General features: G+C 61.4%; 18 protein-coding genes and 1 riboswitch. Of the genes, 11 read left to right on the top strand and 7 right to left on the bottom strand.

Annotated elements, in window-relative coordinates; translation table 11 throughout:
* Both BGO64_RS03565 and BGO64_RS03560 read left to right on the top strand, forming a co-directional pair.
* Nucleotides 1–365 (top strand): contractile injection system protein, VgrG/Pvc8 family (locus BGO64_RS03565; protein ID WP_286700180.1); only part of this gene is annotated, 365 nt, incomplete at its 5' end.
* Between the two features lie 180 nt (nt 366–545).
* On the top strand, nt 546–758 hold the full coding sequence (locus BGO64_RS03560; RefSeq protein WP_286700179.1) for a DUF3892 domain-containing protein: 213 nt from the start codon (nt 546–548) through the stop codon (nt 756–758).
* Nucleotides 759–819: 61 nt separating this feature from the next.
* Here the strand turns inward: BGO64_RS03560 and BGO64_RS03555 are convergent, their stop codons facing one another.
* Nucleotides 820–966 (bottom strand): hypothetical protein, encoded by a 147-nt coding sequence (locus BGO64_RS03555; RefSeq protein WP_286700178.1) that lies wholly within the window; start codon nt 964–966, stop codon nt 820–822.
* A gap of 1,412 nt (nt 967–2,378) precedes the next feature.
* Between BGO64_RS03555 and BGO64_RS03550 the strand changes: the two genes are divergently transcribed.
* Nucleotides 2,379–3,830 (top strand): aminoacyl-histidine dipeptidase, encoded by a 1,452-nt coding sequence (locus BGO64_RS03550; protein ID WP_045525722.1) that lies wholly within the window; start codon nt 2,379–2,381, stop codon nt 3,828–3,830.
* 629 nt (nt 3,831–4,459) lie between these two features.
* Here the strand turns inward: BGO64_RS03550 and BGO64_RS03545 are convergent.
* The 5 genes from BGO64_RS03545 to BGO64_RS03525 all read right to left on the bottom strand — a co-directional run bounded on the left by BGO64_RS03545 (nt 4,460) and on the right by BGO64_RS03525 (nt 10,590).
* Nucleotides 4,460–5,461, bottom strand: a complete 1,002-nt coding sequence (locus BGO64_RS03545; protein ID WP_286700177.1) for an ABC transporter ATP-binding protein — start codon at nt 5,459–5,461, stop codon at nt 4,460–4,462.
* 94 nt (nt 5,462–5,555) lie between these two features.
* The gene (locus tag BGO64_RS03540) at nt 5,556–6,593 is read right to left on the bottom strand and encodes an ABC transporter ATP-binding protein (RefSeq protein WP_286700176.1); all 1,038 of its coding nucleotides are present in this window, start codon (nt 6,591–6,593) and stop codon (nt 5,556–5,558) included.
* A 25-nt stretch (nt 6,594–6,618) separates the two neighbouring features.
* Complete coding sequence (locus BGO64_RS03535; RefSeq protein WP_286700175.1) at nt 6,619–8,436, bottom strand: extracellular solute-binding protein; 1,818 nt, start codon at nt 8,434–8,436, stop codon at nt 6,619–6,621.
* Between the two features lie 82 nt (nt 8,437–8,518).
* Complete coding sequence (locus tag BGO64_RS03530; RefSeq protein ID WP_041212459.1) at nt 8,519–9,562, bottom strand: ABC transporter permease; 1,044 nt, start codon at nt 9,560–9,562, stop codon at nt 8,519–8,521.
* A gap of 2 nt (nt 9,563–9,564) precedes the next feature.
* Nucleotides 9,565–10,590 (bottom strand): ABC transporter permease subunit, encoded by a 1,026-nt coding sequence (locus BGO64_RS03525; protein WP_353743863.1) that lies wholly within the window; start codon nt 10,588–10,590, stop codon nt 9,565–9,567.
* A 739-nt stretch (nt 10,591–11,329) separates the two neighbouring features.
* Here BGO64_RS03525 and BGO64_RS03520 point away from each other — a divergent pair.
* The 7 genes from BGO64_RS03520 to BGO64_RS03490 all read left to right on the top strand — a co-directional run bounded on the left by BGO64_RS03520 (nt 11,330) and on the right by BGO64_RS03490 (nt 19,084).
* The gene (locus BGO64_RS03520) at nt 11,330–13,936 is read left to right on the top strand and encodes a TonB-dependent receptor plug domain-containing protein (protein ID WP_069652064.1); all 2,607 of its coding nucleotides are present in this window, start codon (nt 11,330–11,332) and stop codon (nt 13,934–13,936) included.
* A 102-nt stretch (nt 13,937–14,038) separates the two neighbouring features.
* Nucleotides 14,039–14,803, top strand: a complete 765-nt coding sequence (locus BGO64_RS03515) for a DUF3450 domain-containing protein (protein ID WP_010675473.1) — start codon at nt 14,039–14,041, stop codon at nt 14,801–14,803.
* Entirely contained in the window at nt 14,800–16,173 is a 1,374-nt protein-coding gene (locus tag BGO64_RS03510) for a MotA/TolQ/ExbB proton channel family protein (protein WP_286700174.1), read from the top strand. The genes BGO64_RS03515 and BGO64_RS03510 overlap by 4 nt, the downstream gene beginning before the upstream one ends.
* 10 nt (nt 16,174–16,183) lie before the next feature.
* On the top strand, nt 16,184–16,711 hold the full coding sequence (locus tag BGO64_RS03505; RefSeq protein WP_045525714.1) for a MotA/TolQ/ExbB proton channel family protein: 528 nt from the start codon (nt 16,184–16,186) through the stop codon (nt 16,709–16,711).
* Nucleotides 16,712–16,777: 66 nt separating this feature from the next.
* On the top strand, nt 16,778–17,185 hold the full coding sequence (locus BGO64_RS03500) for an ExbD/TolR family protein (RefSeq protein ID WP_010675476.1): 408 nt from the start codon (nt 16,778–16,780) through the stop codon (nt 17,183–17,185).
* Between the two features lie 16 nt (nt 17,186–17,201).
* The gene (locus tag BGO64_RS03495; RefSeq protein ID WP_010675477.1) at nt 17,202–17,837 is read left to right on the top strand and encodes an energy transducer TonB; all 636 of its coding nucleotides are present in this window, start codon (nt 17,202–17,204) and stop codon (nt 17,835–17,837) included.
* An 11-nt stretch (nt 17,838–17,848) separates the two neighbouring features.
* On the top strand, nt 17,849–19,084 hold the full coding sequence (locus tag BGO64_RS03490; RefSeq protein ID WP_202042828.1) for a tetratricopeptide repeat protein: 1,236 nt from the start codon (nt 17,849–17,851) through the stop codon (nt 19,082–19,084).
* A gap of 342 nt (nt 19,085–19,426) precedes the next feature.
* Here the strand turns inward: BGO64_RS03490 and BGO64_RS03485 are convergent, their stop codons facing one another.
* Complete coding sequence (locus BGO64_RS03485; protein ID WP_502686711.1) at nt 19,427–22,465, bottom strand: glycosyl hydrolase family 18 protein; 3,039 nt, start codon at nt 22,463–22,465, stop codon at nt 19,427–19,429.
* A gap of 112 nt (nt 22,466–22,577) precedes the next feature.
* Nucleotides 22,578–22,661: riboswitch (cyclic di-GMP riboswitch) on the bottom strand.
* 293 nt (nt 22,662–22,954) lie between these two features.
* Between BGO64_RS03485 and BGO64_RS03480 the strand changes: the two genes are divergently transcribed.
* Nucleotides 22,955–25,096 carry an ExeM/NucH family extracellular endonuclease gene (locus BGO64_RS03480; protein WP_286700173.1) on the top strand — a complete coding sequence of 714 codons (2,142 nt, stop codon included), beginning with the start codon at nt 22,955–22,957 and terminating at the stop codon, nt 25,094–25,096.
* Nucleotides 25,097–25,781 lie beyond the last annotated feature (685 nt).

The following is a 25,781-nucleotide window of genomic DNA, read 5'->3' as shown; positions in this document are numbered from 1 at the left end:
GCAAGCCATCGCCGGAACGGCCCTTGCCCCCGGGGGTCATGGTCAACAAGCAAGAGAACGAACTGCTGGTCGGTAGCAGCGAGAACGTCAAAGAGCTACGGCATGTCTATGCCAGCCAGGCAAATGCCATGCGGGCCGCCCGGGCTGAGTGGGAGAAGCTGCAACGCGGCGTGGCCGACTTCCAAATCACCCTGGCGATGGGCCGCCCTGAACTCTACCCGGAGCAACCCACCACCGTCAGAGGGTTCAAGCCCCAGATTGACGAGGCCGACTGGCTGCTCACCCAGGTGGTGCACGACCTCACCAACCAAGGTTTCACCAACCGCCTGCAGCTCGAAGTGAAGCTTGAAGAACTCCCAGAATGAAAAATGGCCGTCGCAATCCCGAATGGTAATACGGGGTAATTCAATCCTCACATGCTCGATACAGCCACGGGGCAAGGGGGTTATCTCTTACAGAGTTGCTTTTTGTCAGTAAGGGCTTGGTTTTGGTCATCGATATCCTCAATATCCGTATGGAGCACGGTGCTCGAAGAGGGGATACATATGGCAAAGAATATTCGTGGTAACAAAGATGGGAAAAATGGCGAAAACCAAACTTACACCATTCCTGGGCGGGGGACCGTCCCTCGTAAAAAGCTTATTGAAGAGATAAAAGAAGGAAAGCATCCTGACTTTCATGTTTATGAGCGTAATGGTGTCGAGTATGTGAGAGCCGATCCAGATAGCACTCAGCAGAACAACGTTGATAAGGACTAGGGGGATGATGCCGATAAAAACAGTTATCGGCACCCCTTGATTCTCTTCATGAAGGCTCTGGCTAGGTATTATCTCTAGATGCCTTTATGGCGAGTTTTTGCCTTTCTGCTTTGACTTTTCTTTCTAGATGCCAACGCCAGCCCCTCACCACGATGAGTACGCCAAAGGCAACATAACCAATGATTTTTACCCAGTTTTCTGGCGACATGCATGTTCCTCTTGGTGTCGGTACGTAGGCTATGGAATACAGCCAGGATGCATTGTATGACTTCAAATGAGAGCTTGAGCGAACTTATCGCTCGCAAAGAGCAGCAATTGAGATCAGCAGAAGCTGAGATGAATGCTTGGAATCGAGGTGGGAACAAAAATGCTTCGCCTGTATCGGTATCCAAGATCTATGTGGAGTCCATCAGGAGAGAGCTTGCTAGCTTGTACCTAAAGCGCTCCGAGCTTGTAGATTAAACAGACTGGGGCCTCCGGCCCCTTTGTCTTACCCCGTACAGCCTGACCGCGCATAATGCGACATTCTGTTAAATCACTACCATCAACAGAAATCGATCATCATATCCGTTGCCGCCACTTTGCCGCCACAACCGCTTAATCAGCTAACGAGATCGCAAGTAAGCAATTGTTTTTAAATTACTTTTGCCATTTTAAAAATCCCATACTAAAGAGCATAGAACTTTTTTGGCATGCTATCGATCTCAACGAGTTATAAAGCAATCACTTATGAGGCGAAACCCGGCAAAGAGACGGGTTCAGGTCAATTCTGGCACCCCGTTTCCCGAATTTTGCTTGCACTTTTTCGGCCTCGGGGCTGACGCCTCGGCGGCAAAAACGGATGCAATACGAACAGGGATGGGGTGTAGCTGGCGGCCATCTCGGGTGGACTCCCGAGCTCGGGCCGGCTGTTGGGCCGATATGATAGCACTCTTTATGGATAAATTGAGCGGCAAACGTATGCGAAAAACAGGAAATGTCCGCCATCTCCCGCTCTGTTGCCCTTTTGGGAGGGCTCCGGCGACACCGACAGGTTGGCCGTTTGACACACATTCCATGACATTCGGGCAAAAAAATAGCAGGGGGAGGAGAGGATCCTCACACACCTGCTGCTGTTACCTGTGACGCCTGCGAGCCTTAACGGCGGGTGGCGTAGGGATTCGGGTAGTTGAAGCCCTGGGTATAGAGAGATTGGGCAAACCAATAGGTTGAATTGCTGCCTGACATCATAAACTCCTGATTGCTTAACAAGTTACGTACCTTAATGCGGGTTCACATCCTTGAACTGACACTCGGTTCCATGGAGGCGCACTTGCTTTGCTTCGGTTCCCTGGAGGCATTGATTGTCATCCTGACAAGTGGGCTGGCCACGGCGGCTAATTTACCACCCGGCGCCCAAAAGACAATATTTTTGTGATTGACATCACAAAACTGATGTTGTGCTGACACGAATAAGGCAGGTAGTGAAGTTCGCCATCCATGCTCCCTTTCCCAGCACAAGCAGAGCGTCATTTGCGCTGATCGCTCACATTTTTGCGTGATTGACTGTATTATCGTTATCCTCTTCCCCGGCCCGCAGAGTGGGGCCCGACATTTTCCATGCTGGTAAGGAGTCCCGACGTGGCACAGCTCAGTTCTCTGTCTCCCAAGTTGATTTGGCAATTCTTCGAGCAGATCTGCTCCATCCCCCACCCCTCCAAGCACGAAGCCCAACTGAGCGCCTGGATCGTCGCATGGGCCCAGGGAGAAGGCCTGGCGGTCAAGCAAGATGCCGTCGGCAACATCATCATCAAGAAACCGGCCACGCCGGGGATGGAAAACCGCAAGGCCGTGGTGCTGCAAGCCCACATCGACATGGTGCCCCAGGCCAACGCCGACACCCAGCACGACTTCACCACCGATCCCATCGATGCCTACATCGACGGTGAATGGGTCACTGCCCGCGGCACCACCCTGGGTGCCGACAACGGCATGGGCATGGCGGGCTGCCTGGCCGTGCTGGCCGACAAGACCATCAAGCACGGCCCGCTGGAAGTGCTGCTGACCACCGACGAAGAGACCGGCATGACCGGCGCCTTCGGTCTGGAAGCGGGCTGGCTGGAAGGCGAGATCCTGCTCAATACCGACTCCGAAGAGGATGGCGAGGTCTACATGGGCTGCGCCGGCGGGGTGGATGCCAATATCCGCTTCCCCCTGGAGCTGGTCGCTGCCACCGAGGGTGAAGGCTTCGAGCTGCAGGTCAAGGGCCTGCGCGGCGGCCACTCCGGGGTCGACATCCATCGCGGCCGCGGCAACGCCAACAAGCTGCTGGTCCGTCTGCTCAAGGCCGCCGAACCACTGGGGGTGCGCCTTGGCGATCTCAGTGGCGGCACCCTGCGCAACGCCATCCCCCGCGAGGCCCGTGCCAGCCTGCTGGTGCCCGCCGCTAGCGTGGCTGACTTCAAGGCCCTGGTGGACCGCTACGCCGGCATCTATCAGAGCGAGCTGGCCGCCACCGAGGCCAACCTCACCGTGCTGCTCACCGCCCGGGAGAAACCGGCCCAGCTCATGAGCGAGTCCCTGCAAAGCCGCCTGCTGGATGCCCTGATGGCCTGCCCGAACGGGGTGATGCGCATGAGCGACGCCATCCCGGGCGTGACCGAGACCTCCACCAACCTGGGTGTCATCAAGACACTCGAGGGGGAAGTCTATGTGCAGTGCCTGATCCGCTCCCTCATCGATTCCGGTCGCGAGAACATCGAGCAGATGACCCGCTCCCTGTTCACCCTGGCCGGCGCCAGCTGCGAGTTCACCGGCGCCTACCCGGGTTGGGCCCCGAACGTCGACTCACCGGTCATGGCGCTGGTGCGAAGCAGCTACCAGACCCTGTTTGGCGAGATGCCGAACGTCATGGTGATCCACGCAGGCCTCGAGTGCGGTCTGTTCAAGAGCGCCTACCCGGACTGGGACATGGTCTCCTTCGGCCCGACCATCCGTGGCGCCCACGCACCGGGGGAGAAGGTACACATCCCGGCGGTCGAGCGTTTCTGGCAACTGCTGGTTCACGTGCTGGAACATATCCCGGCCAAGTAAGCCAGCTCACGACCATACCGATGCCCCGCCCCGTGCGGGGCATCTTTTTTGTGCTCCCTCCTCGGCCACCTCTCTCATATCCCCGATTCCACGCGCGGCCCTGGCTTGAAATCGTATCCATGAACAGGTCTGCATTTGAAAACCTTTTCCATGATTTATGTAAATTTACAACACAAAAAGTTGATCCAGCTCACATATGCCCCTAGGATCAGAACGTGACCAAGGTCACACAACCCATGAACCACAGAGAAACGAGGTCATCATATGTTCGAGAATCTGGCAGTGCTGTTCCACCTGAAGGGTGCAACCAGCAAGAAAGGTGCTGAAGAGAAAGACACTTATGCGCCTGCAACCCGCAATTACTACTTCCGTTATGGCGCCTGATATCGCCTGTCCGGAAGTTGAAATTGGCAACGTAATAAAACTACAAAACAACTCAGCAATCCACACAGCAGCCACCCCCATCGGGGCGCTGTCCTGCCCGGGCCAGAATTTCCACGGCCAAACCTGAACTCCAACCATGAAGATGGGGCCCGCAGGCCCCATTTTTTTATCCCGTTTCCGCCTTTATTGCGCCTCCTCGGTGCCACCTTGCAGCGATGCCGGTTGCGACGTGGCGGGCGCCGGCATCATATCGCCTTTCCCAGTGGCACCACCTCCTGCACGGGCAAGGGGAAATGGCAGGCCACCTGATGCCCCTGCCCGCCGCACGCCTCAAGGGCGGGCGAGCGGGTGCGGCACAGATCCGTTGCATGGGGGCAGCGCTGGTGAAAGTGGCAGCCACTCGGCGGCGAGATGGGGGACGGCACATCCCCCGTCAGCAGGATGCGCTGGCTGCGCCGCCGTGGATCCGGCACCGGAATGGCGGAGATGAGGGCCTGGGTATAGGGATGGCGCGGTGCCAGGTAGAGTGCCTGGGCCTCGGCCAGCTCGACGATCCGGCCCAGATACATCACTGCAATCCTGTCCGAGATGTGCTTGACCACCGACAGGTCATGGGCGATGAAGATGATGGCGAGGTTCATCTCCCGCTGCAGATTGAGCAGCAGGTTCACGATCTGGGACTGCACCGACACGTCGAGCGCCGACACCGCCTCGTCACACACCAGCAGCTTGGGCTTGAGGGCGATGGCGCGAGCGATGCCGATGCGCTGGCGCTGGCCGCCAGAGAACTCATGGGGGTAGCGATCCACCGCGCTGCCGGGCAAGCCGACTTTCTCCAGCAGCTCCTGCACCCATGTCCGACGCTGTTCGGCGTTGCCCTTGCCGTGGATGATGAAGGGCTCCTCCAGGATCTGCCCAACCGTGTGGCGGCTGTTGAGGGATTCTGCGGGATCCTGGAACACGATCTGCATCTCCTGACGCAGGGATCGCATCTCCTTGGGCGAGAGGTGGGTGATGTCACGCCCCTCGAAGGTGATGGAGCCGGCGCTCGGCTCGAACAGCTTGAGCAACGAACGCCCCAGGGTGGACTTGCCGCATCCCGACTCCCCCACCAGGCCAAGGGTCTCCCCCTGCCTGAGATCAAAGCTGATGCCATCCACCGCGTAGACGGTGTATTGCTTGCGCAAGAAACCGCCACCCATCTTGAAATGCTGCTTTAAATTGCTTACCGACAACAAGCTGGTCATGACTTCCATCCCCGACGATTCATGGCAGCAGACGACCTGGTCGCCTTCCCGCCGCCAGGCTGCCCTGCGACACCCCGTACCCACACCAGGCCGTTCATAGGCTCACCTCCTTCCAGTGGTGGCAGGCCACCCCGTGGCGTTCGCTCAACTGCTCGGTCACCGGTATCGTCTCCACGCAAAGGGGCGTGGCATGGGGGCAGCGGTTGGAGAAACGGCACCCCGCCGGCATCTCGTGCAGGGCGGGCACCTGACCCTTGATGGTCTTGAGCAGGCTCTTTGGCACATCTTCCAGACGCGGGATCGAGGCCATCAGACCATGAGTATAGGGATGGCGCGGGTGGTCAAACAGTTCATAGATATCGGCCCGCTCCACCGCACGCCCGGCATACATCACCACCACCTCGTCGCACAGCTCCGCCACCACCCCGAGATCGTGGGTGATGAAGATGATGGCCATGCCGGTCTGGGCTTGCAGCTCCTTCATCAGATCCAGGATCTGGGCCTGGATGGTCACATCGAGCGCCGTGGTCGGCTCGTCGCAGATGAGCAGGGCCGGTTCGCAGGCCAGCGCCATGGCGATCATCACCCGCTGGCGCATGCCGCCGGAAAGATTGTGGGGATAAGCCGCGAAACGCTGGCCAGGCTCGGGGATCCCCACCTTCTGCAACATGGCGATGGCGGCGTCACGGCGCTGGGCCTTGCTGTAATCGGGGCGGTGGAGGCGAAACACCTCCATCAGCTGATCGCCGACCGTCTGCACCGGGTTGAGGGCCGTCATGGGCTCCTGAAAGATCATAGAGATACGGTTGCCACGCACCTTGTACATCTGCTCCGGCGGCAGATTGAGCAGCTCCTCCCCCTGAAAGCGGATGGAGCCCGCCACCACCTGACCGTGGGGCCTTGGCAGCAACCCCATGATGGCCAGCGAGGTGACGCTCTTGCCGCAGCCGGACTCGCCGACTATCCCCAGGGTCTTGCCCGGGGCGACCTGGAAGCTGACCCCGTCGAGCACCTTGATCTTGCCGTCGTCGACGGCGAACTCCACCTCGAGATCCCGCACCTCGAGGATGGGGGACAGAGACTGCCCCTCATGATCGCTGGTGCCGGGGGCGGTGGCCTGTGTGTTGGGCATGACTGCTGCTCCCTTCTGGGCCACATCAATGATGTGCATAGGTCTTGTCGATCAGGGTGATGGGGGCCAGCGACTTGCCGTCAGCCTTGGCCTTCTGGGTCTCCTCCTTCACCTTGGGATCGATCCAGAGCAGGCCGCCACTGCTGTGGGGGTAGCCATCCATGGGCCAGTAGAGCAGATCCGGGGTGTTGCGGGTGGCGGGCACCTCCGGCAGCATCACATAGCGCCAGCTGCTGGCTCGCACGTAGTTGAGCTGAACGCCGGGCACGAAGATGGCGAGATCATAGATGCGCTGCTGGATCTGGTGGGAAAGCGCGGCCCGCTTGTCCATGTCGAACTCGACGTTGTAGGCGTCGATCAGGCTGTCGAGCTCTTTGTCAGCCACGTTGAACAGGTTGTTGGTCTGGGGCTTGTTGGCGTTGTCGGAGTGGAAGGACTCCCAGTATTGCGGATAGAGACCGCCGCCCCCCCAGCCAAGCCAGGCCGCCTCGTGTTTCTTCTCCAGCATCACCTTGAAGCCGGTGGCGCCATCCACCAGATTGAGCTCCAGATCCAGGCCCGCCTTCTTGGCCTCTTCCTTGAGCACGGTCAGCCGCTTGGAGTGCTCCTGGCTGGTGTAGGTGAGGGCCAGGGTGAGCCGCTCTCCCTTGTCGTTTTGCAGGATGCCGTCCGGTCCCTGCTTGCCGTAACCGCCCTTGGCGAAGTACTCCCGTGCCTTGGCGATGTCGTAGGCCCGCTCAGGGAGCGCGATGTCGGTGAAGGCCCCGAAGCCAGAGCCGAAGGTGGTAGCGCGGTCATAGTCGCCGTGCAGCACCGTCTCTATCATCTTGTCGATGTTGAAGGCGTGCTGGATACCGAGCCGCACGTTGAGATCCGCCAGCTTGGGATTGGCCACGTTGAGGTGAACCCCCTGCCCCCCCTGCTTGGTGTCGGTCATGGCCATCACCTTCTGCACGTATCCCTGCTTGTACTCCGGTGTGACCGCCTTCTCATGCCACCAGTTGGGCAGGATCATCTCGAAGGTGTCCAGCTCCCCCTTGAGGAAGTGGCGGAACGCGATGTTGTGGTCGCGGATCACCTGCACCTTGATGGTGTCGAGGTTGAACCTGTGCTGGTTGTAGCGATCGTCTTTTGCCCACCACTCCTTCTGCTTGCTGAAGGTGACGGACTTGCCCTTTTTTACGTCGCTCATCACGTAGGGGCCCGTGGTGGGTACCACGGCCCAGTTGTACTGCTTCACCCAGTTCGGGCCCATCTTGTAGTAGTGCTTGGGCTGGGGCCACAGTTCGGTGGTGTTGAGGAGATCGAGCTTGGCCTTGCGGCTGCCCGCCTTGACCAGGATGGTGTGGTCGTCAATCTTCTCCACCGCCACCACCTCGGTGGTGTAGTAGTTGTTGAACCAGGGGCCCTTGATGTCCTTGGAGCGCATCATCTCGTAGCCGAAGGTGTAGTCATCGGCGGTGACCGGCTTGCCGTCGGACCACTTGGCGCGCGGGTCGAGTTTGAAATAGACGGTCTGGCTGTCCGGCGCGATGGCCCAGGCATTCGCCAGGGCCGGAATGGGGTTGCCCGTGTTGGGATGGAAGCTGATGAGCCTCATCTGGTTGTCGAGGATGAAGGAACGGAACGAGCCGTTGGAATCCGGCCCCACGGTGCGAAACGTCAGCGGGAAGCTGTCGACGAAGAGATTGAGGTTGCCGCCGGGCAGCGCCTTGGGAGAGGCGAACACGGGGTCGGTGTCGTTGGTTTCCCACGTCAGATCCGCGGGCAGGCTGGCCGCCCACACCCAGGATCCGTTCAACAGCAGAACGAGAGCACCTGTCCATTTGATTTTATTGTTCATGTTTGACTTCCTGGTCATGCCCCTGCACTGGGGGCGTCTTCATTAAGGGTCCTGTCGATGTGCCCTGGCAAGGCGCCACCGCTCACTGATAACGGGTAAATTTGCGCGGATCGAACGCCTCCCGGATGGCCTCCCCGATGAAGGAGACCATGATGAGCACCAGGCTCACCGCCGCCACCACCGAACTCACGATCCAGATGGCGTCGAGGTTGTTGATCCCCTGGGAGAGCAGCTCCCCCCAGCTCGGGGTCGGCGGCGCCAGGCCAAAGCCCAGGTAGTCCAGCGCCGTCAGGGTGGAGATGTTGCCCACCACGGCAAACGGGGCCAGGGTGACGATCATCATCAGGGTATTGGGCAGAATGTGGTTGAAGATGATGCGCCGGGTGCTCGCCCCCTGGGCCCGCGCCGCCATCACGTAGTCCCGCGCCCGCTCCTTGTAGGTGAGGGTGCGCATGTACCAGGTGATCCCCATCCAGCCGAACAGCACGTTGATGCCGACGAACAGGCCGAAGTTCGGCTTGGCCAGGGAGACCAGGATCATGATGACGTAGAGGAAGGGCACCTGGGACCAGATCTCGATGAAACGTTGCATCAGGAGATCGAACCGACCGCCGAGGAACCCCATCATGCAGCCGATGCTGACCCCGATGACATAGCTCGCCACCAGCGCGATGAAGGCAAAGCCGATGGCAATGCGAAAGCCGTAGACCAGCCGTGCCAATACGTCGCGACCGCTGGTGTCGGTGCCGAGGAAGTGGCGCTCCGCCAGGCTCGGGGCATAGGGCGGATAGGCTTCCTCCTTGAAGTCCTGCTCATAGGGGTTCCAGGGGACCAGGGGCAGCAACACCCAATCCCCCTTATCTTCCTTCGCAAATTGGCTCTTGAGCTGGCGGTAGTTGGTCTCGTACTCGTAGTCGAGCCCGAAGTGCTGGCCCGGGATCACGTCCCCATAGGTGGGGAAATAGAGCTCCCCCTGATAGCTCACCGCCAGGGCCCGGCTGTTGACCAACAGTTCCGCCAGCAGAGAGATGACCACCAGGACCGAAAAGATGACAAAGGAGTAGTAGCCGCGCTTTATCGACTTGAAGCGCTTGAGTTTTTTCAGAGTTACCGGATTCAGGTTCATGCTCACTCTCCAAACCGCACGCGGGGATCGACCAGGGCAACGCAGATGTCGGAGACAATGTTGCCCACCAGCATCAGCATGGAGGTGATGGCCAGAATGCCCATGACGGTGGGGTAATCCCGCTCGACGATGGCCTCGTAACCGAGCAGGCCGATGCCGTCGATGTTGAAGATGGTCTCGATGAGGAAGGAGCCCCCGAAGAAGACGGTGAGCACCGACCCTAAGTGACTCGCGATGGGGATCAGGCTGTTGCGCATGGCGTGATCGGTCACCGCCTTGCGAAACGGCAACCCCTTGGCCACGGCGGTGCGCACATAATCCGCCGACAGGTTCTCCATCAGGCTGTTCTTCATGGTCATAGTGAGGATGGCGAAATCCCCGATGGCGTAGGCGATGAGGGGCAGCAGGGCGTGGGCGAAGACGGTGTGGATCTGATCCCAGCTGCTCTCCATCCCGTCAAACTCGTCCCCCGGGAAGCCCCCCATGGGCAACCACTCCAGATGGAACGCAAAGACGGTGATGAGGAAGATCCCCACCACGTAGGCGGGCAGCGCATAGGCCATGTAGATGAGCATCGAGCTCAGGGAATCGAAGCGGCTGTTGTGCCTGAGCGCCTTGGCCACCCCGAGCGGGATGGAGACGGCATAACTCAGCAGAAAGGTGGCGAGCCCGAAGAAGGCGGTTACCGGCAACCTCTCCTTGATGAGATCCCACACCGGCTCGTAATAACGGGTCGACTCCCCGAGATCCAGCACCGCCAGCTTCTGCAACCAGTCCCAGTAGGCGACCAGCATGGGCTTGTCGAGGCCGTAGAACGCCTTGAGCTCTTCAATCTGTTCGTCGGAGAGTGCCTGCGCCCCCTTGCTGCCACTGGAGCGGCCGGACTCGTTTTGCGAGACCTGCGCCTGCAGCAGCATGCGCTCAACCGGGCCGCCCGGCACGAAGCGGGTGATGGTGAAGACGAGCAGGGTGATACCGAGAAACGTCGGGATGATCAAAAGCATCCGACGTAGGAAATACGACAGCATGGTGGAACCTCGTCCTTGTTGTTCTTTTATGGCCAGTCACATCCGGTGACGGGCCTATCCTTACCTGGCATTACTCACTGAATTGACTGGCATTGGCAGACAATCCGGCTCGGTCACTGTAAAAGCTCTGCAACAAAAATCAAGTAGAACCCTGTCTGCGACCGGGAATGTCCCCCCGCAGCATATCCCGCGGATGATTTTTTCCAAAAAACCCAACTTCAATATAAAAAACTGCTACGCCGACCCGTCAAACTCGATTTTAATTATTAAAAAATTAATTACACAGGTGTTTTAATCCATGCCAAGTAGAACAAAATCAACAGGTTAAGAACAATTCGGGTTATTTTCTCATTTACCTATAAAAGAAGAGGGATAGCCGCCCCCACCCTCCGTTCCCCGGAAAACGCTCTCGCCATAAAAGCAGATGAAAATACTGCAAAAAACCGATTTCTCGATATCGACACTGGAGTGACAAGCGACTTATCGATAAGTTCAAAAATAATCAATAAAATTGTAAAAATCGAACTTAACAACATCTTTACATAATTTGACGCGGCATTTACGGAATAAAACGCCAAAAATATTCCATCAAGTGCATATTCCCATCTAATTCCCCCTGCAGCCCCCATCCCCGCCGCTCCATTTGACGTCCATAACCAAACCTTGATAAGCCTTACGCACCGCTCCAACGAGGGCGGTAATGGAAGCAAACAATAAACAATCAGGAAGGATACTAGCGATGCTTAGGAAAAGCAGACTCTCTGCTGCCGTAGCGTTTGCCTTGGCGAGCGCGGCAGTTGTGGCCACCCCTGTCCTGGCCGAAGAGGGCCAGAACGTAGAAAAACTGCAAAAAATCAAGGTCACCGGCTCGCGGATCTCCCGGGTCGATGTGGAAGGCGCCACCCCGGTCGTCTCCGTGACCAAGGCGAAAATCGAGCAATCCGGTCAGCAGACCGTCGCCGATTACCTCAAGCAAGCCTCCTACAACTCCTTTGGCGGCGTCTCCCCTGCCTCCGGCAGCTCCTTCCAGTCCCAATCCACCGTCGGCCTGCGCGGCCTGGGTTCCGAGCGTACCCTGGTTCTGCTGAACGGCAAGCGGGTAGCGGGTTCCCCCACCATGGGCGGCACCTCCATCAACCTCAACACCATCCCCATGGCCGCCGTTGAGCGGGTCGAGGTCAACCTGGACGGCGGCTCCGCCATCTACGGTTCCGACGCCATTGGTGGCGTGATCAACGTGGTGCTCAAAGAGGGCTACGAAGGGCTGGACTTCCAGGGCCGCATTGGCTCCCCGAGCGAAGAAGGCGGCGACGAGAAGAGCGGCTCCATCGTGGCAGGGGTGGCCGGCGAGAAGGGCTCCCTGATGGCGGTCTACGAGCACGACAAGAAGGACGTCATCTACGCCCGGGATCGTGACTATCTCTCCAAACAGGGCAACGACTCCCCGAGCCCCTACGGCCGCAACGTGGAAGGGATCACGGGTCTTGACGCCAACGGCGACCCCATCTGGAAATACGGCCCCCTGGCCGGCGCCACCAATGCCGACGGCTCATGCAAGGAGCCCTTCGTCGGGTTCGAGGGTGGCTGTAACTTCAACTACGGCCAGGTCGCGGCCACCACGGCCTCCCGCAGCCGTGACACCCTGTACGTAAACGGTCGCTACCACATCAACGACAACGTGGACTTCGTGCCGCAGATCATCGGCTCCCGAGTCGAGAGTTTCGGCCGCTTCGCCCCGGCCGCCGGTGCCTTCACCATTGACCCGGCCAACCCGAAGAATGCCCAGTTCTTCGCCGACAACGGCCTGGATGCCGCCGCCACCCAGGGTCTGGGTGAGGCTGCCTACGCCTACTACCGCTTCAGCAACGTCGGTCCCCGTGACAACTATGTCACCGACACCACCGGCAGCATGAACCTCGGCTTCGAAGGCACCATCGCCACCGAAAGCGTCGGCGACATGCAGTGGAACGCCGGCTACATGTACTCCAAGACCGACAACAAGGAGAACGGTACCGGTTACGTGCTGAAGTCCGCCGCCCAGCAGGCGGTCGCAGACGGCAAGTTCGTCGGTGGCGAGTTCGACGCCTCCACCACGGCCTCCATGGCCGCCGACACCAGCCGCCGCTCCACCATGGACTTCTACCAGTGGTACGCCGGTGTCCAGTGGGACATGGGTGAACTGCCGGCCGGTCCGGTCAGCTGGTACGCCGGTGCCGAGTACAACGACTGGGTCTATGCCGACAAGTACGACGCCCAGTCCGAAGCCGGCAACATCATCGGCTCCTCCGGCAACTCCTCCGGTGGCGTGCGTGACGTGACTGCCGCCTACATCGAGTCCCTGGTGCCCATCACCGAGCAGATCGAGCTGAACGTGGCCGGTCGCTTCGACAAGTACAGCGACTTCGGCAGCGCCTTCTCCCCCAAGGCAAGCCTGCGTTACCAGCCGCTGGACAACCTGATGCTGCGCACCTCCTGGTCCCGTTCGTTCCGCGCCCCCAGCCTGAGCGATCTCTACTCGGCTGACTCCTTCTCTGCCGACTGGGCGAAGGATTACGTCTACTGCGAGGCCAACGGCATCTCCGCGGCTGACTGCCCGAACCGCCAGTACGACACCACCCGTACCTCCAACGAGGAGCTGAAGGAAGAGACCGCGGACACCTGGAACTTCGGGGTGGCCTACAGCCCGGTGGATGACCTGAACCTCTCCCTGGACTACTACACCATCAAGATCGAGGACGTGATCCAGCTGAACTCCCTGCAGTCTCTCATCTATGACGAACTGAACAGCGGCAGCTCCAGCAGCATCACCCGCAACAGCCAGGGCAAGATCAGCAACGCCATCGCGCCCATGGTCAACCTGGGGACCCTCGAGACCTCCGGCCTCGACCTGAAAGTGGATTACACCTACGACCTGAACTACGCCACCGTGCGTTATGACCTGGGCGGTACCTACATCCTGAAATACAAGGAAGGTCTGTACGCCGGTGGTCCCGTCATCGACAAGATCGGCCAGAACGGTCTGCCCCAGATGCGCTTCAGCTCCGGTGTGGGTGTCAACGTTCCCCAATGGTGGAACATGGATACCTACCTGAGTGCCAACTACATCGACTCCCAGAGCCAGGACTACATCGCCGATACCGGTGAGGAAGTGGGCCACATCGCGTCCCAGACCACCTGGAACCTGAACGTCGGCGTGGAAGCGCCCTGGAACGGCAAGATCCAGGTCGGCGTGAAGAACATGTTCAACGTGGGCCCGTCCCTCGAGAGCGATGGCTTCACCTATGACGACGAGCTCTACAGCATCGACGGTCGCATCTATTACCTCGACTACAGCCAGAAGTTCTAATCCACCAGCAAACCACAAGCCGGCCCGTTCGGGCCGGCTTTGCCCAAGGTCCCAAGGAAGTTACGGAGATAGGGTAATCCTATGAAAACAAGGACAATTACAATGAAGAAAGCGCTCCTCGGCAGCCTGATTTCGGCTGCCTTGCTGACCAGCTTCAATCTGAGTGCCGCCACCGCCGGTCAGGCCGTGGACGCTCAAGCCGCCACCGACAATGCATCCAAAGTTTCCCAGCAGAAGATCGACAGCTACGCCGAGTCTGCCGAGTCTGCCCTGGCCCAGTACAAGGCCGCCCTGCGCCAGGTGGACAGCCTGCGCGCCTACAACGAGCAAGTGGGCAAGATGGTCGACTCCCAGAGCGCCGAACTCGCCTCCATGCAAAAGCAGATCGCCCAGATCGACCAGACCAGCACCGAAGTGGTGCCCTTGATGCTCAAGATGATCGACTCCCTCGAGCAGTTCGTCTCCCTGGACCTGCCGTTCCAGAAGGTGGAGCGTGAGGACCGCGTGGCGGCCCTGACCGATCTCATGAACCGGGCCGACGTCACCATCTCCGAGAAGTACCGCAAGATCCTCGAGGCCTACCAGATCGAGGAGGGCTTCAGCCGCACCATCGAAGCCTACAAGGCGAGCCTGGACAAGGATGGGGACGAGAAGACCTACGAGTTCCTGCGCGTCGGCCGCATCGCCCTGCTCTACCAGTCCCCGGATGGCAACGAGACCGGCATGTGGAACAAGAAGACCCGCCAGTGGGAAGTACTGCCCCAGGAGTATCGCAGTGCGGTTGAACAAGGCCTTCGCATCGCGAAGAAGCAGGCGCCCCCCGCCCTCATCAAGCTGCCGGTTCAAACTGCGGAGAAAGCATCATGAAAGGAATCAAACTTGCCATCGCCTCGCTGATCGCGGGCGCTACCCTGGTCACCCTGCCGGTGACCGCCGCCGAGAAGCCGGTGGATCTCAACGCCCTGATCAATCAGGTCAAGGCCGCCAGCACCAGCGAATCCCAGCTCAACAAGGAGCGGGAAGCCCGCTTCCTGGCTGACAAGAACGAACAAGGGGCCCTGCTCGCCAAGGCCAAGGCGGATCTCGCCGCCGAAGTCGCCAGGGGCGAAAAGCTCAAGGCCACCTTCGATGCCAACGACAAGCAGCTCACCGAGCTGACCGAGACCCTGCGCCAGCGCTCCGGCAACATGGGCGAGATGTTTGGCGTGCTGCGCCAGTTCGCCGGCGAGTTCAAGGGGATCTTCAACGCCTCTGCCCGCCGGGTCGAGCATCCGGAGCAGACCGCCCTGCTGACCCGCCTGGCCGAGAGCAAGGAGCTGCCCTCCAGCGATGACCTGACCGCCTTCTGGACCACCACCCTCAGCCGCATGGTCGACGGTGGCAAGGTGAGCCAGATCCCGGCCACCGTGGTCTACGGCGAGGGCAACCAGGCCGAGAAGACCGTCACCCAGATCGGTGAGTTCAACACCGTCTCCGAAGGCAAGTACCTCACCTTCGTGCCGGAGACCGGCAAGTTCGAGCAACTCTCCCGCCAGCCCGAGAACGCGGTGCTGGAACCGGTCGCCAAGTTTGAACAGGGTGGCGGCAGCGTCGAACCCATCTTCATCGACCCGTCCCGTGGCGTGATCCTCTCCCTGCTGGTGCAGTCGCCGACCCTCAAGGAGCGCATCGATCAGGGTGGCTCCGTGGGCTACGTGATCCTGGCGCTGGGTGTCATCGGTACCCTGCTGGCCCTGTTCTGCGGTGCCCGTCTCTCCCTCATCGGCGGTGCCATGCGCAAGCAACTGAAATCCGAGCAGATCATCAAGGGCAACCCCATCGGCGAGATGCTGGGTGCCTACCAGGATCACCGGGGTGACAACATCGAGGATCTGGAATCCAAGCTCGACGAGATCATCCTGCGCAACGTGCCCAAGCTGGAGAAGGGCATCAGCCTCATCAAGCTGATCGCCTCCGTCGCCCCGCTGCTGGGCCTGCTGGGTACCGTGGTCGGGATGATTGCCACCTTCCAGGCCATCACCCTGTTCGGTACCGGTGATCCCAAGCTGATGGCGGGCGGTATCTCCGAGGCCCTGGTGACCACCATGCAGGGTCTGGTCGTGGCCGTGCCCATGCTGTTCCTCTACACCATCGTGCAGACCCAGAGCCGCCGTCTGATCCAGGTACTGGAAGAGCAGAGCGCCGGTTTCGTTGCCCGTTATCAGGAACGTCTGCACGCCGCCAAAGCCGCAGCCTAAGGAGTCACCAATGTGGTTCTGGTTGATTGAAGAAGTCGAATCGGTCCGCCGGTTTCTGGGATTGGGGGGCGACGTGCTGGTCGCCCTGTTCTTCCTGACCCTGATGATGTGGGCCCTGCTGCTGGAGCGCTGGTTCTACTTCATGGCGGTCTATCCCCAGCAGGTGAAACAGACCAAGACGGCCTGGCTGGCCCGCACCGATCACCTCTCCTGGTCCGCCAGGCAGATCCGCCGCGAGCTGGTCTCCCAGGTCGCCATGGCGGTGGACAAGGGGATGCCGGTCATCAAGGTGCTGATCGCCCTCTGCCCACTGATGGGGCTGCTCGGGACCGTGGTAGGCATGGTGCAGGTGTTCGATACCCTGGCCATCACCGGCACCGGCTCCCCCAGGGCGATGGCCTCGGGGATCTCCAAGGCGACGGTACCGACCATGGCGGGCATGATTGCCGCCCTTTCCGGCCTGTTTTTTGTCAGCCGGCTCGATCACAAGGCCAAGCTGGCCGTGCAAAAGCTGGAAGACAACCTGAAACACGGCTGATGCAGGATGCACATCCCCGGCCGGGCCATGCCCGCCGGGGCACAGAACAAGCAAGGAGTTTTTGCCATGAGAAAACGTCACAGCGACAGCGGTGCTGACGAGGCGGCCATCGATTTGACCCCCATGCTGGACATCGTGTTCATCATGCTGATCTTCTTCATCGTCACCACCTCGTTCGTCAAGGAGTCCGGCGTGGAGATCAACCGCCCGAGCGCCAGCACGGCCGAGACGGTGAAGAAGGGGAACATCATGGTCGCGGTCCGCGAGAACGGCCAGGTCTGGGTCGACAAGCGCATCGTCGAAGTGGGTGCCGTGCGTGCCAACATCGAGCGGCTGCGGGCAGAGAACCCGGAAAGCGCCGTGGTGATCCAGGCCGACAGCGAATCCCGTTCCGGTCTGGTGGTGCAGGTCATGGACCAGATCCGCATGGCCGGTGTCCAGAACATCTCCATCGCCGCCGACAAGAGCAGCTGATGCCGGAGCGAATGCCATGAGATACCTGATATCGTTAGCGGTCTCCTGCGTGGTGGTGTTCTTCCTGTTCCTGGGAATGAACAAGCTCATCACGCCGGATCACCGGGAGCTGACGGAGCGGGAGGACGTCACCATGACCGACTTCATCCGCCTCAAGCCTCAGGAGACCTTGCAAGAGAAACAACGGGAACTGCCCAAACCGCCGCCCCCGAAACGCCCGCCGCCCCCGCCCGAGATGGAGGTGGCGAGCACGGACAGGCCGAAGATGGACAGCTCCCCCATGGACATGCCCAAACTCGACATCCCGGTCAACATCGGTGGCGGCAACGCCCTGGGTGCCTACAGCACCGGCGGCGGTGGCGGCGGCATGGGCGGCAACAACGGCGCCATCCCGATGGCGACCTTCGAGCCCATGATGCCCCGCAAGGCGGCCCTGGCCGGTCTTGCGTCCGGCAAGGTGCTGGTGGAGTTCACCGTCACCGAGCGCGGTACCGTGAGCAACATCCGCATCGTCAAGGAAGAGCCCCGCAGCTATGACCTCGGCAAGGCGGCGCGCCAGACCATCGCCAAGTGGACCTTCAAGCCGGCCATGGTGGACGGCAAGCCGCAGGCCAGTCGCATGCAGCAAGAGATCGAGTTTGCGACCAACTAAGGAGGGTGGCGATGAAAAAGTTACATACCCTGATCCTCGCCCCGGTGGCCATGGCGGTGCTGCTCAGCACCGCCACCTGGGCCGCCGAACAACCCGCCCTGTCTGACCGCGCCTACCGCGCGGTCAACAAGGCCCAGGCGTTGATCACCGAGAAGAAATACGGCGAGGCCAATGCCAAGCTGCAGGAGGCGCTGTCCGGCGCCGGCGAGCGGGTCTACGACAAGGGGGTCATTTTGCAGACCCTGGGCTTCGTGGCGGCGCAGCAGGAGAAGTACGGTCAGGCGACCAAGTACTTCGCCGACGCCATCGCCACCGGCGGCCTGCCGCCCCCGGTGGCCCAGCAGGTGCGCTACAACCTGGCCCAGCTCTACATGGCGGAGGGGAACTTCAAGGGTTCCATCAACACCATGAAGGAGTGGTTCGCAAACCTCGGCAAGGACGAGAAGCCGACCCCGCACGCCTACATCACCCTGGCCAACGCCCATGTGCAGCTCAAGCAGTACCGGGAAGCCATTCCGGCGGTGGACAACGCGATCAAGCTCTCCGCGGGCAAGGCGCCGGAGTCCTGGTACCTGCTGAAGATGGCGGCCCACTACGAGCTGAAACAGTACAAGCCGGCTACCGAGGTGCTGACCGCCCTGGTGGACCGCTACCCGGAGAAGAAGAAGTACTGGACCCAGCTCTCGGCCATGCACATGCAGGCGGGCAACGATGCCAAGGCCCTGGCGGCACTGGAAGGGGCCTACAACCTCGGCATGCTGACCGAAGCCAACGAGTTGCAGCGGCTCGCCAACTACCTCGCCTTCGCCGGCATTCCCCACCGCGCCGCTCGCGTGATGGAGAAGGCCATGAAGGAGGGGCAGATCGAGAGCACCGCGGCCAACTACAAGACGCTGGCCAACTACTGGCATCAGGCCAAGGAGCTGGACCCGGCCATCGACACCCTGGCCAAGTCCTACAAGCTGGCCCCCAATGCCGAGCTGCAGCTCAAGATGGCGCGCATGATGATCCAGAGCAAGCGCTACCAGGATCTGGTGGCCTTCGCCGCCAAGCCTGCCGCCAACGCCAACGGCGAGCAGCGGGCGGACCTGAAGTTCCTGACCGGGGTCGCCTATTTTGAGCAGCAAAAGCCCAAGGAGGCGCTCTCCGCCTTCACTCAGGCCGCCCAGAATGGCAACGTCAGTGGTCGTGCTTCCCCCTGGATCAGCTTCTTGAAAGAGCAGCAGGGCGGCGCCGTCACCCAATAAAGCTGCGCGGCCCGGCTGGCGGGGTGGGGATCTCCCCGACTCGGCATCCGGGCCGCGACACATCGACAAGGGGGTCACCCCGCAGATTGCCTTGGTGGCAATTGGCCGCTCTTCGGAGCGGTCTTTTTTATGGCACCGCCCCTGCCCTTTTCCCCCTCCTTCTCCTGATACAAGGCACAAAAAAATCCGGAGCCTGGGCTCCGGATTGGGTCATTGCCTTGCGAGAGAACAGGCCATGCAAAGTGCCGGCCTGCCGCTCAAACGGTCATCAGTAGCTGCACACCAGCTTCCAGCTGCCGTCGCCCACTCTGAGTTCGCTGCTGGTATAGCAGCCTGGACAACTCAGTAGCTGCATATCAGTTTCCAGCTGCCATCGCCCGCCTTGGGCTCGCTGCTGGTCCACCAGTTGGCCTGCCACACCGCCTTGCCGTTGGTCATGCGGTCGTTGCCATTGGCGTGATCCCCGCGCGGCCAGGCCGGATAGGCATTGTAGTCCACCGGGTTGACGTTCTGGCTGGCACAGGTGGTGCCACCGCTACCGCCGTCACCACCGCCACTGCCGCCCAGCACCGCCTCGGCCAGGGCCGGGAAGTCGGACTTCAGGCCTATGGTCTGGCTGCCGGCAATCAGGCGCATGCCGCTCGGCACGCCGGCGGCCGGCAGGTAGTAGGTCATGGCCACTTCCACGTCGGTGCCCGGCGTCCAGGCTTTCCAGGCCGGCAGCGTCAGAGCCACCTTGTGGAAGTCCTTCTCATTGGCGATGCCGTCCGAGTTCTGGTTGCCACCGCTCTCCACCACTTTCAGCCCCATGCCGCTCTGGTCGGTGATGGTGTCTGAGGTAGAGGTGGGGACCAGGAACTCGATGCGGGTGCCACCCGGAATGGTCTGGGTCGACTTGTTGGTGAGCTTGAGGGTCGGGTTGATCGGGTAGTTGGAGTCCCCTTCCTTGAAGCCGGAGAGGCTCACGCCGATGTCGAGTTGGGCAGCCGGAGCCGGCAGATCGTTCTGCTTCAGGGCCGCCTTGTCGGCCTTGCTGAACTTCTCGTAGGCGAGGCTGGTGAGGGTGCTGCCCATCACGTACTCGTTCTTCGCGGCGTCGAAGTCATAGTCCCCCGCCATCTCCCAGAACATGACGCCCCCCAGACCCCGCTTGACGATGTAGTCGAGCTTGTGACCCATGGACTCTTCATCTTCGGTGGAGAGGAACACCTTCTTCTGCTCGTTCCAGAGCCAGGGCGCATGGGCCTTGTCGTCGTAGTAACGCACATACTGGCCTTGCATCACGTGGGCCGGGTTGTTGGGATCCAGACCCCAGGCCTGGCCGTAGCTCGGTAAGGTGGTGATGCCGAGGCTGGCGGCGTGCTCCAGGTTCTTGGCATGCCACATGGGCACGGCGCCGCCGCCGATCTCCTTGCCGTTCTTGTCAAGGTCATGCCAGATGTTGTCGATGCCCACCGCCCCGTTGCCGCACGGAATGGTGCTGCCACCGGTGCCCGGCTGGCAATCGCTCTGGCTCGGCAGCGCCGCCTTGCCACCCAGACCGTGGGTGCCACCGGTGACCCCCTGCCAGCCACGGGTGTAATAGGGCACCCCTATGTTGATCTTGCCCGCCGCCAGGGCCCCCCGGAAGTAGTGTGCCGCCCAGGCGGAGTTGAGATAGCCGATGCCGCCAAACTGGGCCTGGGTGTAGACACCCCACTGGGACAACTCGGGATCCGCCTTGTTGTCGAACAGGGCGGCGTTGTGACCGACGAAGTGGTTCCAGGCACCGTGGAAGTCATAGGTCATCAGGTTGACGTAGTCGAGGTACTGGGTGACCTGGAAGTTTTCCATGCCGCGCAGCAGGTAGGCCGAGGCCGGCGAGGCGATGGTCAGCATGTACTTGCGACCGTCCTCGGTGCCGGCGCTGTCGAGCTTGTTGCGCAGGGTCTTCATCAGCACTTCATAGTTCGCAAAGAGCTTGCCGCGACACTGGTTGGAGAGCGGGAAATCGTTGGGGTTGCCCGCATCCTTCATGGAGGTGGGGTACTCGTAGTCGATATCCACCCCATCGAAGCCGTACTGGCGGATGAAGCCCACGGCCGAGTCGGCAAAGGCGTTGATGCCGGCGGTGTTGACCGAGCAGTCGCCCTTGGTAGTGGCGGCGTAGAAGCCGCGGGTATCGGCCCAGCCCCCGACGGAGATGAGGGTCTTCACGTCCGGGTACTGCTTCTTGTACTTCGACAGCAGGTTGAAGTGACCCTGATAGGCGAACTCCGGATCCATCTCGGCGCCCGGCACCCCGTTCCAGGTCAGCTTGGTGGCGGCGTCATCCACCTTGATGGTGTGACTCTGCTCGTCCACCGCCGCGAAGGCGTAGTTGATGTGGGTGATCTTGTCCCAGGGAATGTCACTCACCAGGTAGGCGGGCAGGCCGTTCTTGCCGGTGCGCCAGGAGGTGAAATACCCGATGACGCGGCGGCCGTGGTCATCGCCCATGCACTCGCTGCCGTCGGCGCGGTAGATCTGGCGCACGTCGCAGGAGAGGTTGCCACCGGTAGGGGGCAGGGCCGCCTCTTCCACCTGCACGTCCACCTGGGCCGACTCGCCAGAGAGGTTGCTCTTGTCGGTCGCCACCAGCTTGAGGCCGGTCAGCCCCTTGTTCTGGGGCGTCCAGCTCAGTTGCCAGGGGGCGCTGGTGTCCTCGCCCACCTTCTGGCCATTCACGAAGAGCTCGACCTTGGCGACGTCGTCATTGGCATCGGTGACATTGCCGCTCACGGTGAGGGCGCGGCCCAGGGTCACCCTGGCACCGGCGGCGGGGCTTGCGATGCTCACCCTGGGCGCCTCTGGCGCCACCACGGCGGCGACCTTGAAGCTCGAATCCGCCTCGCTCAGCACCTTGCCGTCTTTATCCAGCGCCCGGGCCTTGAGGGCGTGATTGCCCGCACCGGCGGCAGACCAGCTGGCACTCCAGGGAGAAGCCGTGGCGGTGGCGACCAGAGCGCCGTCGATGAGGTATTCCACCCGGGCGAGCGCCGTGACCGGGCCGCTCAGCGTCACCGCCAGGGCCACACTGGCCCCCTCGCTGACGCTGGCACCCACGGCGGGGGAGCCGATGGCGACGACCAGGGCCGGCGGCGGCACCTCGCCACCATACAGCTTCCAGGCATCGGCCCAGACCACCCCCACCCCGGGGGCGTAGTGATAGGGGGACGCGCCGCACCAGCCGGAGTAAGGGAATTCCTTGCATTCATAGAGGGCGCCTGCGTTGCTGACGATGTCGCCAGCCTTGTAGGCGGTGCCGGCCTGATAGGCGGGGTAAGCGGCCTGCGCCCAGGCAGGGACGGCCGCAAGGGCGACCAGCATGGCAAGCCTGCTGGGCCTCAAGATCTGTTGCATATTGTTATCTTCCTTGTTTTGTCTTGGCTTCAATACCGGGAAAAGCGCAATCGCAACAGGGAACAAGGGAGCGACAACAGGCCATGGACGGGCCACAAACCCTCAAGTCACCCTGGGTAACCCCGCTGTCTGGCCCGGATGGGACAGATCGGAGGCTTTGCGTCCCGGCATCACTGCCGGTTTGCCCTTTGCCTGGGTTCCGTGAGGAACGGCTCGAGTATAGGAAGCAAGTGACCACTGCTCAATCTTTATTCTCGAAGGAAAATATGTGAATGCTGGCCGCCTCACACTTTTCGCTCCCACCTGATGACAAATAGATCATCAATATCAAACTGTTAGCCACGTCAAAAAATGGCAGATGGGCTCCTTTGTCTCCTCATAATGTGCGTTGGTTCACTGGTCAGAGCTGCCAGAAATGTGACAATGCGCGCCCTTGGCCACGATGCCAAGGCTATGGAAACACTGGCAAAAATAAAAAAAGGAATACCCATGAAAGGAACACCTACCCTGCTGTCGCTGGCCGTGGGGCTCGCGCTCGCGTCCCCCTCTCTCTACGCCGCCGGCTTCAGTTGCCCGGCCGACAGTGCCCTCACCCCCATCCCCGCCATCCAGGGCAGTGGCGACAAGAGCCCCCTCGTCCCGGACGATCAGTTCGAAAGCGCCCAGAGCGTCTCGGTCAAGGCGGTAGTCTCGGGTCTGGGGGAAAGCCTCAACAAGGGCTTCTACCTGCTGGATGTGCAGGGGGACGGCAACCCCGAGACGTCGGACGGCATTTTCGTCTACCTCAACGACAAGAACTTCGCCAGCAAGTACCCGGACATCCAGCCGGGCGCCCTGGTCTGTCTGGAGGCCAAGGTCGAGGAGTATTACGGCCACACCCAGCTCAAGCCCCTGTTTGACGGCAGCACGCCGCGCCTGACGACCCTGGCCCAGGGCACCGCCCCGGCCGCCACGGCGCTGCGGGTACTGGAGGGGGAAACCCTGGCCCGGGCCCTGGAGCGTCACGAAGGGATGCGGGTGCGCCTTGACGCCGACAGCGCCCTCAAGATAAGCCGCAACTTCAGCTACGACTATGCCGCCCGGCGCAACAACCTGGTGCTCGCTCACGGCGCCCCGCTGATGAAGCCGACCCAGCTCCATGTGGCGAGCAGCCCCGAGGCCGTGGCGCTGGCCGAGGCCAACGCCAGCAACCGCGTCTTCCTCGAGTCGGACTTCAAGGCGGGGGACGGCAAGCTCCCCTGGCTGCCCGCCTGGGAGCCGGAGCAGGGTTACCTGCGCATCGGCGATGCCCCGATCAATCTGGAGGCCATGGTCGGCTACAGCTACAACGAGTACCGCCTGATCGTGCCCCGGGATCAGACCATCACCGCGGGGGATCTGCTGCGCACCGGCGACAACGACCGCCAGAGCGCCCCGGCCCGCGTGGATGGCACTGACTTGCGCATCGGCAGCTTCAACGTGCTCAACTACTTCACCAGCCACTCCAGCGTGGGGGGCGCCCTCAACGTGCTCTGTGCGGATCAGGCGGATGCGGACAGCGCCAAGGGTTGCAACCGCGGCGCCAAGAGCCTGGAGGAGTTCCAGTTGCAGCGCGCCAAGATCGTCAACGCCATCACCGAAATGGACGCCGACCTGCTCGGCCTGATGGAGATGGAGAACAACGGCTTTGACGAGCACGCCGCCCTCCACGATCTGGTGGAGAGCCTCAACGCCAGGCAGAAGGAGGCGAGCAAGCACTACGCCTTCGTCACCCTGCCCAAGGCCCTGCTCACGGAGGATCGCTTCTTTGGCGGCGACGCCATCATGGTGGCCATGATCTACCGCCCCGCCCTGCTCACCCCGAGCGGGGATGCCGACGTCATCCCCCTGCCCCAGCAGCGCTACACCACGGGCGGCGTCACCAAGAGCGCCGGTCAGCGGGACTCCCTGGTCCAGCGCTTCACCGTGGCGGGCAGCGACGCCCCCCTGACCCTGGTGGTCAACCACCTCAAGTCCAAGGGGTCGGGCTGCTATGAGAACGGGGATGGCAAGACGGAGCCTGCGGATCTGCAGGGCAAGTGCACCGAGTTTCGGGTGAGCGCCGCCAAGGTGCTGGGGGAGGCGGTGAGCAAGATGCCTGGCCAGGTGCTGCTGGTGGGGGACTTCAACTCCTACGCCAAGGAGGATCCCATCCGGGTGCTGACCGACTATGCGCCGGTCGCGGGGGAGCGCCAGATCCGATCCGCCTCCCACACCTACATCGGCGACAAGCCCTATGAGCAGATGGGCCAGACGGTGGCCAAGGGTTACGGCCTGGTGGATCTGAACGTCAAGTTCAACCAGGAGAAGGCCATCTCCTACAGCTACGAGGCCGAGCTCGGCACCCTGGACTACGCCCTCGCCAACCCGGCGCTGGCTGACAAGGTGGTGGCGGTGGCCGACTGGCACATCAACTCCTTCGAGAGCAACCTGTTCGAATATGGCAGCGCCTACACCGGCGATCTCATCAAGTCGGACAACCCCTTCAGCGCCTCGGACCACGACCCCGTCATCGTCGACCTCAAGCTCAAAGAAGCGAGCAAGGGGGGGGGTGGCGCCATGGGCGCCCTGCTGCTGGCCCTGTTGCCGCTCGCCTGGCGGCGCCGTCGCTAAGACGCGGCATCCTCGATGCCAGGTGCAAAGCCCGCGATGATCGCGGGCTTTTTTTGTGCCAGGGCCATTTGAAAAACAAATGCAAAGGGCCACATCATGGGACTAATAAATACCTTGTTGCCCCACCCCGCCCCTTTCCCGGGGGGCTGGCACCCTGCCGACGGGGAAACCCGGTGCTGACACCAGGGGCCGGATAGCGTATCCCGCAGGCTGCCGAACGAACCAACCGCCACGCGGTAGAGGATGGCATCGCGCAGCCCGCACCGTGGCCATGGCGGCATCGGCGCCAATCCCCACCCTCACCCCCGTCAGCGGCGGCCAGGGCCGCTGATGCCCTCGCGGACAGGGTGAAGCACCATCGCAGGCTGCCGAACGAGCCAACCGCCACGCGGCAGAGGATGGCATCGTGCAGCCCGCGCCATGGCCATGGCGGCATCGGCGCCAATCCCCCCCTCACCCCCGTCAGCGGCGGCCAGGGCCGCTGATGCCCTCGCGGACAGGGTGAAGCGCCATTTGCCAGACAAATACAAAGGGCGAGATCATGGGAAATCCAAATGACAGGCAAACAAAAAGGCCACCGCGATGCGGTGGCCTTGGTGCTTTCTTGCGAAAGATGGTGGAGCTACGCGGGATCGAACCGCGGACCTCTTGCATGCCATGCAAGCGCTCTCCCAGCTGAGCTATA

It is taken from the genome of Aeromonas sp. 62-46 (assembly GCF_001898585.1).
Taxonomy (GTDB): domain Bacteria; phylum Pseudomonadota; class Gammaproteobacteria; order Enterobacterales; family Aeromonadaceae; genus Aeromonas; species Aeromonas caviae.
The sequence above is the reverse complement of the archived record's forward strand: the minus strand, read 5'-3'. Positions and strand labels throughout refer to the sequence as shown.